The 11065-nt window shown below is 52.5% G+C and carries 9 protein-coding genes, 1 tRNA gene and 1 pseudogene; 5 read left to right on the top strand and 6 right to left on the bottom strand.

Annotation, left to right across the window (positions count from 1 at the left end):
* Nucleotides 1-54 precede the first annotated feature (54 nt).
* A tRNA-Ser gene (locus tag ASE70_RS08715) sits at nucleotides 55-147 on the top strand.
* A gap of 467 nt (nucleotides 148-614) precedes the next feature.
* Here ASE70_RS08715 and ASE70_RS19590 read toward each other — a convergent pair.
* From ASE70_RS19590 to ASE70_RS19595, 3 genes are read right to left on the bottom strand one after another with little or no spacing between them, the layout of a single operon-like run.
* Entirely contained in the window at nucleotides 615-2078 is a 1464-nt protein-coding gene (locus tag ASE70_RS19590; RefSeq protein WP_156356090.1) for a hypothetical protein, read from the bottom strand.
* Nucleotides 2068-3399 carry a KGGVGR-motif variant AAA ATPase gene (locus ASE70_RS19125; RefSeq protein WP_082450876.1) on the bottom strand — a complete coding sequence of 444 codons (1332 nt, stop codon included), beginning with the start codon at nucleotides 3397-3399 and terminating at the stop codon, nucleotides 2068-2070. Before ASE70_RS19125 ends, ASE70_RS19590 begins: the two co-directional genes overlap by 11 nt.
* A 3-nt stretch (nucleotides 3400-3402) precedes the next feature.
* Nucleotides 3403-4065, bottom strand: a complete 663-nt coding sequence (locus tag ASE70_RS19595; protein WP_156356091.1) for a hypothetical protein — start codon at nucleotides 4063-4065, stop codon at nucleotides 3403-3405.
* Between ASE70_RS19595 and ASE70_RS08720 the strand changes: the two genes are divergently transcribed.
* A complete protein-coding gene (locus ASE70_RS08720; RefSeq protein ID WP_056503484.1) occupies nucleotides 4064-4642 on the top strand; it encodes a recombinase family protein in 579 nt (192 codons plus the stop codon). The genes ASE70_RS19595 and ASE70_RS08720 overlap by 2 nt on opposite strands.
* A gap of 41 nt (nucleotides 4643-4683) precedes the next feature.
* On the opposite strand, the gene ASE70_RS19130 is transcribed toward ASE70_RS08720, so the two are convergent.
* A complete protein-coding gene (locus ASE70_RS19130; RefSeq protein ID WP_082450878.1) occupies nucleotides 4684-5328 on the bottom strand; it encodes an energy transducer TonB in 645 nt (214 codons plus the stop codon).
* 175 nt (nucleotides 5329-5503) lie between these two features.
* On the opposite strand from ASE70_RS19130, the gene ASE70_RS20980 reads away from it, so the two are divergent.
* Together ASE70_RS20980 and ASE70_RS19600 are read left to right on the top strand one after the other, a co-directional pair.
* The gene (locus tag ASE70_RS20980; RefSeq protein ID WP_327196827.1) at nucleotides 5504-5674 is read left to right on the top strand and encodes a DUF6771 family protein; all 171 of its coding nucleotides are present in this window, start codon (nucleotides 5504-5506) and stop codon (nucleotides 5672-5674) included.
* Between the two features lie 612 nt (nucleotides 5675-6286).
* Nucleotides 6287-6709 (top strand): hypothetical protein, encoded by a 423-nt coding sequence (locus tag ASE70_RS19600; protein ID WP_156356092.1) that lies wholly within the window; start codon nucleotides 6287-6289, stop codon nucleotides 6707-6709.
* Between the two features lie 195 nt (nucleotides 6710-6904).
* Here ASE70_RS19600 and ASE70_RS19605 read toward each other — a convergent pair whose 3' ends face one another.
* Together ASE70_RS19605 and ASE70_RS19140 are read right to left on the bottom strand one after the other, a co-directional pair.
* On the bottom strand, nucleotides 6905-7708 hold the full coding sequence (locus tag ASE70_RS19605) for a hypothetical protein (RefSeq protein WP_156356093.1): 804 nt from the start codon (nucleotides 7706-7708) through the stop codon (nucleotides 6905-6907).
* Between the two features lie 1421 nt (nucleotides 7709-9129).
* Complete coding sequence (locus ASE70_RS19140) at nucleotides 9130-9354, bottom strand: helix-turn-helix transcriptional regulator (protein WP_082450882.1); 225 nt, start codon at nucleotides 9352-9354, stop codon at nucleotides 9130-9132.
* Nucleotides 9355-9859: 505 nt separating this feature from the next.
* Between ASE70_RS19140 and ASE70_RS08735 the strand changes: the two are divergent.
* Nucleotides 9860-11033, top strand: a pseudogene (locus tag ASE70_RS08735) (IS3 family transposase).
* Nucleotides 11034-11065: the final 32 nt, after the last annotated feature.

The raw sequence follows: 11065 nt of genomic DNA on the forward strand, positions 1-11065 counted from the left end.
GATCGCGGCGGAAACCCTCGTTATAGGCCCCCTCTCCAAGGCGCAACGCGCTTGGGAGACGTGGGTGAGTGGCTGAAACCAGCGGTTTGCTAAACCGCCGTAGGGGGATTACTCCTACCGAGGGTTCGAATCCCTCCGTCTCCGCCAGCGCATGCTGGAAAATATTGAATTTACTCACTTTTTTGCAAACGCATCGCCTGAAGCCCTCATTCCGTCCCACATTCGGTTTTGCGTTGGTACCGGCAGGTAGGGCGGCACAGCGATGGAATCGCCGAAGGATCGAACTTGGGCACCCGTATCGTTGAGTTTTTCGGCTACAGGCCACTAGACCCCGTTGGCGCGACTTATGCCGCGTCTGCCCGCTGTCCGTTTGTTGAAGCTGACTGCATTAAACCGCGACACGGTGCATGCTCCCTTGAGCAATCGGCGGGCGACCCAATCATCATTTGCCCTAACCGGCTTTACGCCAAACACCATCAGGTTCTTGCTGACATTGCGCAGCAGGCTTTCGGCGCACACGTCGCTTCTCGGCAACAAGACTGAAGCCGGTTCCGCAAACCGAGCTAAACCCGCACCTCGCAAACGAACCAACCCAAAAACCTACGACAGGTTGACTAAATCTGACGCCTTTGCTGAGGTCTAATTCCACCCTTCCGCTTTATTCCCGCCGCAATTCTAAAAATATCTGGAATGTTCACACGCGCCTCATCTCTTTCCTGAATAACACCAATTTGCTCTAACGCCCTTTCCAACGCCTTTAAGCGCGATTCCGAACTATTATGAGCAGTAGCCAATTCTATTGGTGCGCGAGCATCCTTATGTAACTTTAGTATATTTTCAGGAGTTCTTTCTTTCTGCCATTTTTGTTTCAACTCAGAACGCTCCACCGGAACGGTGATACCGCGTAGCGGCTCCAACGCTTCTGCGATCCAAGGATAATCCTCAAATAATTCCCGTCTCCGAATGTCAGATGCAGATGACACGCCCGCCTGTATCGTTCCGTAGTCGATTGCAAGACCCTGATTACTTTCAGGTATCCGCTCCGCAGCAACAGTCAATGCATGCAGAAACGATCGCGGTGAAATCTCCCCGATGCCGTCCATCAAATGGGTAATGATCCATGAGTACGGTCGGCCACGTTTCTCGCCACCGCCCATTTGGTCACCAGCCAACAGGTCGAAAACTGCTGCTTGAACATCAGGGTCTGCACGCAGACAAACAGGAGCTTTGTCCGAAGCGATAGCTTCATTGCGCTCCAACTCAGTTAGGGGAAGGAGCGGCGCAAGAACCTGTCTCGCAGCTAGGTCTCTCCATAGCCAGGAATATGCTAAACCATACAAGTCTGTACTAAACCAATTCAGCCTTGTAGCTTCACCATGAACCTTTGAAGAATCAGCAAACTCAAAAAGGTCTCTATCTGAAAATTGATCCGTCCTCATAAAGACTTTCAGCCGTACAGATCGATAACTTTTCATTGATAGAGTAGTTTTCAATAAACCTTTCGTGAGACTCTGAATCTCTGGCCATGTTTCTGCGAGCTGATCGAGTTGATCGAATAGAATAAGAAATTTTGTCTTATTTCTGGTCAGAATTTCATCATACCGTCTCAATGTTTGCCGCGCGTCATCTGGCCGCGCCTCGGCGAGCTGCACGGCATTCTTGAAAGAAATCTGCTTACCAAACCTTTTACTCAAAATGTGTATGATCGTACCGCGCCAGATGCTTTCGGGGCGACAGTTAGCTACTGATCGTATTTCATCGGCACTGATACCCTGCACACCCTCGCGATCAGAGAATCCAAAGACGACCTCAACTTCGTTGTGGAAAGCTCGCGGGCGTGGTGGAAGTGCAGCCATTGCCGCTTTTCTAGTAACTGGATCTACAAGTGATGTAGCCCAAAAGGTCTTACCCATTCCACGGTTTCCGACCACCAGCGACACGTCGGGATCAACCGCCAAGGAATGTGCTGGCAGCACGTACATTTCTTCAACCGTCGGCGGAGACCCAACGGACGCAGCCCCTGCCTTAGGGATGGACCGAAAGGCAGTTCGGATTGCTTCGGTTTCTTCAAATTTCATTTTGGCGCTCCGTACCGGATAGAACGATACCATCCAACCTTTCCAAGAAGCGACCGAATGGTCCGCTATAAACTTCTTCGTCTAATTGGTCGCCGTTCAACGTCGGATCGAAAGCGTCGTAGGCAGTATCATGCTTAATGAACGTTGCGTCATGTGGTATGAAAAGACCCTTTTCCGACGGTCCAAAGTTGAATGAATCTTCTGATTCATATGAATCATCGTATTCGTAAAGTAGATCCGTACACATATCGTAGAGCTTATTACGGAATGGCTCCCGCATTCTTTCTGTACTAGGCGCTTTAGATTGAACAAACGTCAGTCTTTCTCTCCAGTTGCCGCCTGCTTCGAGTGCTCCATAATCGGTTTGAGCCGACATATAAGAAACAATATATCTATATCCAAGAAATGTCTGCTGCTGATCTGTTCCGAATAATAGCAGATTTGCACCAAGCGTCATCAGCGGCGCGGCAGATATCTCAGATATGCCTGCCCTCGCATCAATCAATACAACATCATAATTTCCGAACGCCTCAAACCGTTCTATCATTGTATTTATCTTCTTCCAAAATGGCACTATTTTACCATCTTGAATTCCGTCAGTAAGCGCCCGCGATAACTTAGGTATAAAATCATTAGGAGAATCGTCTATTATTCTACCTGTTGCAGGTATAACCTGAATAAAGCCATCGTGGAATTTACTGTTCCCTACAAAATCGACAATGTATTCCTCGGGAATGCCGCTAATCTCTTGCTCTATTAAGTAGTCTATTACCCCGTACTTTGGACGATTGTCCAAAGATTTGTCGGTAGAAGGCGACAGGAGCATCGATCCTATCCCAGGAGCCTCTAAGTCAAGGTCGATTGCGAGCACCTTCAACCCTTGCTGTGCGAAATTCGCAGCCGCTACCGTAAGAGCGGTGGTTCGACCGACTCCACCCTTGAGCGAGGCGAAGACTATTCGCTGCGTTTTGCGCTTAGCTGTAGGAAATGGCCCTACAAGCCAGTCGTTTCCAACAATCCTTCGGTCAATGAACTTGAATTGGTAGGAGCGTCCGTCAATATCTGTCTCTACGGGCTTTGCAGCCGGATCACGATTTAGGCTTTCCGCCAAAAACCCATCGATAATAGCAGGCGACGCAGCATAGGCGCCTAACGCGTCCTTGAGAGCAATCTCAACGGAACTGATATCATCCACATTATTACGGCATGCAGTTAGGCGACCAGAGGCATCCCTCACAATAGTTATCGAATCGTCTATCGTAATTCCGCAGCCTTGCAGCGCCAACAAACATCGCGGCAAAGATTCGTTGTAAAATATCATATCTCACACCAAGACAAAACTGTTGACGAATTGCGCTGCGCCGTGTTTCCATCTATGCAACTTCGCGCCGTCAATAGGTACGTGAGTGGGATCGGCATAGCGTATGTCTATGCTCCAATCGGCGAATACGGTAGCGCCTGAAGCGGATAGTTGCTTGAGCGGATTTGCACGTCTTCCTTGAGCATGCACGTTTATGATGCTAGCTGCGTTAGCGATTTTTGTACCGAGCAAGCTCCAGTGTCCGAACATTGGCGAAGCCCTTAGAGCTTGGTTTCCTTGCGATGCCCAATAGCTTTCAAGGCCTGCTTCTCGCATCGCACATTTCACCGCGTTTTCTGCGCAAACGCCAAAATGGTAGCCTGCATCATCGGTATGACCGCCGGCCTCTAAGTGCTCTGCGGTACGTAGGTGACGGATCGCAGCGATATTAAATTGTTCAGGCATCGGGAACAGCCTTTCGTGATTAGCTTCATCGGTGCAACGCAACAGAAGCTGCGTCAAGGAATTGGCAGGTGCCTTCCCATCGCCCTGAGATTTTGCGATCGCTATGCGCACGAAATGGGTCGTTTTTGATACACCGCAGCTAGCCGCATTGAAAAATAGACTCGACGCCTTTTCGATACATGAGTAGTAACGATACAGGAAATCGATACGGAGTCGGATCATGGCGCGGGTGTTTGGGTACTGCCGGGTAAGCACAATCGATCAAACGACCGACAATCAGGTTCGTGAGATTGAAGCTGCCGGGTTCAGCATCGATACCCGCAGGATCGTAACCGAAACCGTATCGGGGTCTGTTGGCGCTATGGAGCGCAAGGGCTTCGCTAAGCTGGTTGATCGGTTGGAAGCCGGTGACGTGCTGGTCGTTACGAAGCTAGATCGCCTAGGCCGCAATGCCACGGACGTTAGGCAGACCGTTGATAGCCTTTCCGCGATCGGTGTTAGGGTACATTGCCTTGCCCTTGGCGGCGTTGACCTTTGCAGCCCCGCTGGTCGTATGACGATGCAGGTTATTGCTGCCGTGGCGGAGTTTGAGCGCGATCTACTGATTGAGCGTACCCAAGCCGGGTTGCAGCGAGCAAAGGCCGAAGGGAAGGCTCTAGGAAGGCCTAGGAGCCTTACTGACGCACAGCACAAGGAAATCCTAGGACAACGTGCAGAAGGCGTTTCCTTGGGCGTCCTAGCGGCTCGGTATGGGGTTACGCGGGCAGCTATCCAAAGGGCGGAGAAGCGGGGGAGCTAAAGGTCCATCGCGGTCATACGGTTGCCGTTGCGACAGGCGAATTATTGCTTTGGAGAAGGATCGGCTTCCCGTTTCGACAGACTTGCGATCAGATAGCGTACAGCTACAGGTGGAATGTCCATAGACGCACTTTTAGGTGCGGCGATGGCAAGTTGCTGCTTTATGTAAGCGCATGCTGCACGGTCTGCTACGACGCTGCCGCTGGTAGTGGTAACTTCACACGCTGTAACGTGACCGGTCGCATCGAAGACTAATCGGGCCTTTACAGGCGAGCGGTAGTCAGAAGGAACGGAAGATACCTGTAAGGGTACGTCAATGGTGGTTCTTGGCTGATGCTCTTCTAAACCCCAACTATTCGACAGTCGGTACTTCCCTTCGATGGGCAAGCCTGCGGCGTCCTTAGCAGGTTCAAATTTAGCTCGCTTATTAAACAACGAACACGTCGCTAGGTCTAGTGTAGCAAAGCCGCTACTCTCTGTGACTTGGCAGGTGCTTACCTTTCCGTCAGTCGAGACGGTAATCATTATGCTGACTATGCCGTATTCATTCCGACGTAAGGATTCCGTGGGATAATCTTCGTATGTGATTAATGCTTGAGGGTTGCGCAGTTGGGGCGGTTGGCTAAAGTCCATCGCCGCAGGCCCTTGCACAACGCCGAACGCTGCAATCGCCAACATGCCGAACATTGCCGTCCCCCCTCACTACAACGACGGACGATGGGGCAGGCCACAGGCGAACGCAACCGGTGTCGCCTGCGAGTGCTGGTCGAGTAACGACGACCAAGCCCAAACCATCTTGTGAAATGTTCTTGTTTCGTTCTACCTAAGCGTAGGAGGAAACGCCATGTTGGATTCGCAGGAAATGATCGCCGCTGCGCTACTATCTGCGCCCGGATGGGCACGAGTGGGCCTTACCGCGCCTGACTCCCGGCTTCGCGTTGAGGCGGCAACGACGTTAGCCGCGCATCTTTGTGAGTATGCAGGCGAACCCCTGTCGATGCAGGATCGGAACCAACTCCCCCTTCCCCTGTGAATCATGGTTCAGCCTATCAAGTATCTGACCGACCTAAAGGACGGGTCCGTTCAGGCTGAATGCCGCGCCTGTGGCAGGATCGCGCTGTTTTCCCCTTTGAGTTGCAAACCCATTGGCGGCGGAAAGGTTGGCGTACTGACTGGCCCGACTTTGCGAAAAGACGGCGTTGCCAATGCGGTGCGCGGGGGCCGAAGGTTACTTGGTCCCCTTCGCAGCCACCGCCTGACGATGACCCGCCCCCGCCACGTCCTAGGTTTTCCCGTCCCAAGGCATCGCAGCATTGGAAGCCTTGGGGTATCGATCAAAGCGAATGGGATAGGGCAAAGGACGATCGGAAGCGGCGACGGTTGGTAAGGCGCGTTCGTGGATGAACCTCGACGGCAGGAAAGGCGTGGACACGGTGACTGACGCGACATAATCAGGTTTTGCGCTTCCAACTTTGAACGGAAGGAAGCGTCCGCAAACGGCGGTGAACACAGGCTCTCGGATTCTCCGGGCGGCCTGCGGAATATAATACCTTCGGGGAATACGCAGGAGACGTGTTCCTGTGTTCGCGTCGTTCAACCGACCCGGTTTGTCGGGTTTGGAGCGGTAGAGCGCGGGGAATGCAAAATGTTAAATTTGCTGGCGACAGCGGCACTAGCCGGTGCTGCATCGTTGTCACTTATCCAGATGGGGTTTGTCGACGTCGGTGAGAAGCCAACTGACTCACTCGCAGCCACGAAACAGCTTATGGCGGGACGGCTACGCGATCCGCAATCGGCACAATATCAGGTTGGGGAACTAAAGCCTGCTCGCTGTAAAGGCGGCTTGCTAAGCGGCAATGTTGCTTGGGAAGGTTGGGCTGCGAACGTCGCTATAAACGGAAAGAATGCCTATGGTGCGTATACCGGCTACCAACCTTATACCGTGCTCTTCTCCGGTGACCGGGCTGTTAACGTCGTGGAAGGCTTGGATTTCGGGGTGTACGGCCCCGCTAAAGGCTTGTTAGGCCTTGGGGGAGGCGCGGGCGTATGTAAGTATCTTCGCCAGTAAACGCATTGGGGCGGAGCGAAATCCAAGCAGTTTCGCACCGTCCCTTAACATTCAATTCACCCGAGTACCGGCGAAGCAGGGCACTTTCGCACTAGGGCGCAACGCTCTTATTTGCCGAAACATGATATTGCTTGGCAGCCATTTTCTATCCGTTACTGCAAACCTGGCGTTCATAATGCGTTCGGTGAAGTGACGCTAATTCTCTGGCAATGTTGCAGCAGCTTCGGCTTGAAACTCGCGTACAAGGCGTAAAACCTTGGCGGACTGCTCGACAGCCTGTTGGTCTGCATCGTCTCCATTCAATGCACTACGAAGCTGCTTAAGAAGAAGCTCTTCGAGCGGGTCAACAAGTTTGCCCACAACAGAAACTCCGTAGCGATCGAGATAGTCATTGTAGGCCGGCATTGCCGCTTTAAGGATATTAATAATGTAAGTGCCGTCAATGAGCTTATGTGAGTCTTTGATTCCTATCGCAATCATATTGAGGCGCGCGAATGCAAAAACTATAACCGCGCGCAGCGCTACATAAGTCGCCCATGCGTCTAGAGGAACGAACAAGCGTTCACTATCACCGCCGATATTAGCAAGCTCCTGCATTCTTTCATTGCTTACACCAGACATGGCCTTGACGGCTTCCCTCACAGCTTCCTGTTTGTCGGCCCTTGCACTCAATTCCTCAACCTTAAATAATCCGAATGTAGTCACCGCCATCTTATACTGACGCAGTTGTAACGAGAGTTGCCACAGCTTCTCAATAGCTTCTATTCGACGTTTTTCGATGATTGCGTCCCTTCCAGCGCGGTTAGAAAGGGCGGAAGATTGTAACGCCGAAATTTTTGCTTCTTTTACGCGCAAATCACTTCGGACACTTTCAATACGGCGTTCAAATGCTGCTTCCACTGAACGTTCTACATACTTCTTAATAGCAATCTTTCCGAACCAAATCGTAACGACACCTAGCAACGGAAAAAGCGCTGCTAACCAAAGTGGAACCGTCATCGTTACCTCGAAATGAATAGGGGATGAGGCGTACCGCAAAGCCTTCGACCAATAAAGAATTATGAGGAATTCCCGGCGATGACCGGACCGTCAATAGATCATAACTGCGCCTCCTAGCTCACCTATCTCGGTCAGCCACATTTTCGCCAGTTGCATGAAAGACTGATTGAATATCGTCGTTGCGGCGCAAATAGGAGGTTTGCAGCCGAAGCCATCAAACAACATGCCTGCGATCTTGAAGCAGCAAGGCTCCGTTCGATGCGGGGAAAGGAATGCCCGATAGAGCGGTAGGTAAAAAAAGAGGGAAGTCCTAGAAAGATTGCTAAGTACGCATACGCTTGCACGATCAGTCAACTACCCGAACCATGGTAACCTCACACCTAAATAAAGCAGTGCGATGGATTAATGTCTATTATAAGGGTCACCATTATCAGAGGTTTAGGTATGTTTACCCATGTTTAAGCAGACTAAGAAATAAACATAGTACGGGGGGCGTTTTTCCTCCTACGGTATAGGTAGCTTGGGCTGTTTGCTGTCAGTTAGGTTGAAAACCTACTAAGCTCCCATCGCGCCTTGAAATTTACGCGGTGTTGCGCTACAATACCCGGCAATGGCGATGCTTGCCCTAGCTGGAACGCCTTAACTCATCCAAGCTATATGCTACCGGTCAGGCTATAATGACCGAGTCCGCGAAATCGATAGCAACCTAGCTTGCGAAGGCATTCATTGCCGATGTGCAGCAGGCCTAGGGCAACGCGCCTTCACCGTATCCTTGTAGCGGTGGCAAGTTAACTTCTTTGGGGAACTTAGAAGCCGCAAGGCCAACCTCCGACCCTCCGGATGAACAGAGATAGTTCGATGGAACAACCTAACGTATATATGGGCTGATATTAATGCTCCTAGTGGCGTCACTAGGTATCACACGGTGTGGCTACCGTCTCCTTCCTTTCAAGGGATTGAGCAAAACGCAGTTAGGCTATTTTAGAAGTTGTAAAAAGTATCTTGGGTGTAAGATTCCGCGTTAATATCATTAGATTATATAACCTAACTAATAAGGTTTATCTAATTGATATCACCCTAGCGGAGGAGGAGGTATGCCCGCATAAATTGAACGCTCATGACTGGATACAGTATGCCGCATTTTTACCTCTAGGCAGATCGGTTGCGGTGACGTCTGACTATCATCACGATTAACTCAGACAGCATATGTAACGTAACGATACGAGAAGGGAAGTGACGGGCTTCAATATCATAAGCATCATCAATTATTATTCGGGCTTCCTCCGGCGTTATTTGACCAGAACGTGAAAAGTCCCAATTCCCTGTTCTAGTGAACCCCTTAGAGACTAGCAGTTGACCAACCGCCTGTCGAATCTGTGTCTTGCTAGCACCACTAACGCTAAATCGTAGCTGCGTATCCATTATTTGTTCCCATCAACAGATTTGGATCGCGTGATATTGTCAAGCATCCAGCGAGAAGGGCTTTCAATAAAGTTTTGAATGTCACTCTCTCGCCATCGGACTGATCGTTGACTGATGCGCACGGGCAAGGGGAAGCGCCCTTGCTTCATCATATGGTAGATCGTGCTTCGCGGGATACCGGTTCGGCTGATTACGGTACTGCCGCGCAAGAGATTGTCTTGCATTACTTGCTCCTCGTTCGGTGGAGGTACAAGTAGTGCCAAATTACGCCTTGTGAAGAGCAAAAACGCGTCGCTGATGACATACTCGTCCAGCGGATAATTGCAAAACAATTACTAGCGCAAATAATACTGGACTATTTAGTAGCGGTTGTGAACGTTGACCAATCGTTCATGAGGTCCTTTCGCTTATCGAAAAGGTCCGACCGGGCGTAAGCTGCTTCTGCTTTATCCTTGATAACGTGTGAAAGTGCGAATTCGATAACTTCGCGGGGGTGAGTCGTCGCTTCACCAGCCCAATCGCGGAATGATGATCGGAAGCCATGCGGTACGGCAGCGATTTTCAGCTCCTTCATGAGCTTGGATAGCGTCATATCGGACAGGGGTTTGCCTTCCTTGCTGCCAGGGAACACAAGGTCGCCACCATCGCGCTTTTGAACTGGCCCCTGTTTTGACCGGACGGAATTAAGCCTAAGAAGGAGGCTTGGGGCTATCCCCTGAGCATAGGCTTATGTCCGTGTCCGAGATCATCATGAGAAGCTGAGGATCGTCGAGGAGACGCTCGACGGTCGCGAGAGCATCTCGGTGGTGGCGCGCCGCAACGGCGTGGCGCCGAACCTGCTGTACCGCTGGCGGCGGCTGATGCTGGAAGGCGGAAGCGTAGCGGTCGCCGGCGACGATGACGTGACCAGCAACCGCCAGGTCCGCGAGATGGACAATCGCATCCGCGAACTGGAGCGCCAGCTCGGCCGCAAGACGCTGGAGGTCGAGATCCTGAAGGAAGCGCTGGAGCGTTCACGCCCAAAAAAAGCGAGCTTGCTCATGCACTCGCCGCTGCCGGAGACTATCCGGTGAGCCTGGTCGCCAGCACGCTCGGGGTCGGGCGCTCGACGGTGTACGACCGCCTGGCCGGCAGCACCAAGGCTCGCGGGCCGTACACCAAGGCCGAGGATGCGGATTTGCTGCCCCGCATTCGCCAGATCGCCGCGCAGCGGCCAACATACGGCTACCGCCGCATCGCGGCGGTCCTCAATCGACAGCAGCGCGCCGAAGGGCTGGCGCCGGTCAACCACAAGCGCGTCTATCGCATCATGGCGGCGGACCGCCTGCTGCTGGCGCGGCGCTATACCGAGCGTGCCGACTATGGCCATGACGGCGTCGTGGTGACGATCCGCTCCAACCTGCGCTGGTGCTCGGACGGCTTCGAATTCACCTGCTGGAACGGCGAGGTCGTGCGCGGCGCCTTCATCATCGATGCCCATGACCGCGAGATCATCGCCTGGAGCGCGGTCGCCAATGCCGGCATCAGCGGCTCGGACGTGCGCGACATCATGCTGGAAGCCGTGGAAACCCGCTTCGGCGGCATGCGCGCGACCACGCCGGTCGAGATGCTGTCCGATAACGGCTCGGCCTATACCGCCCGCGAAACACGGACCTTTGCCCGGCAGCTGGGCCTCAAACCCTGCTTCACCCCTGTCCGCAGCCCGCAGTCCAACGGCATCTCCGAGGCCTTCGTGCATACCCTCAAACGAGATTACGTCCGTGTCTCGCCGCTCCCCGATGCACTCACCGCGTTGACATCGCTGGCCGGATGGATCGAGGACTACAACGACAACCACCCGCACTCAGGGCTCAAAATGCGTTCGCCGCGCGAGCATCGCGCACTGGTTTCTGCAACCGCCTAATTCCGTCCGGTAAAACGGGGGCCAGATCAGCT

Origin of the sequence: Sphingomonas sp. Leaf22 (assembly GCF_001421715.1) — a bacterium.
Classification (GTDB): domain Bacteria; phylum Pseudomonadota; class Alphaproteobacteria; order Sphingomonadales; family Sphingomonadaceae; genus Sphingomonas.

Coding starts and splice junctions, on each gene's coding strand:
- ASE70_RS19140 (WP_082450882.1), bottom strand. CDS start 9,354: ATGCAAGACAATCTCTTGCGCGGCAGTACCGTAATCAGCCGAACCGGT.
- ASE70_RS19590 (WP_156356090.1), bottom strand. CDS start 2,078: ATGAAATTTGAAGAAACCGAAGCAATCCGAACTGCCTTTCGGTCCATC.
- ASE70_RS19130 (WP_082450878.1), bottom strand. CDS start 5,328: ATGTTCGGCATGTTGGCGATTGCAGCGTTCGGCGTTGTGCAAGGGCCT.
- ASE70_RS20980 (WP_327196827.1), top strand. CDS start 5,504: ATGATCGCCGCTGCGCTACTATCTGCGCCCGGATGGGCACGAGTGGGC.
- ASE70_RS19595 (WP_156356091.1), bottom strand. CDS start 4,065: ATGATCCGACTCCGTATCGATTTCCTGTATCGTTACTACTCATGTATC.
- ASE70_RS19125 (WP_082450876.1), bottom strand. CDS start 3,399: ATGATATTTTACAACGAATCTTTGCCGCGATGTTTGTTGGCGCTGCAA.
- ASE70_RS19600 (WP_156356092.1), top strand. CDS start 6,287: ATGTTAAATTTGCTGGCGACAGCGGCACTAGCCGGTGCTGCATCGTTG.
- ASE70_RS19605 (WP_156356093.1), bottom strand. CDS start 7,708: ATGACGGTTCCACTTTGGTTAGCAGCGCTTTTTCCGTTGCTAGGTGTC.
- ASE70_RS08720 (WP_056503484.1), top strand. CDS start 4,064: ATGGCGCGGGTGTTTGGGTACTGCCGGGTAAGCACAATCGATCAAACG.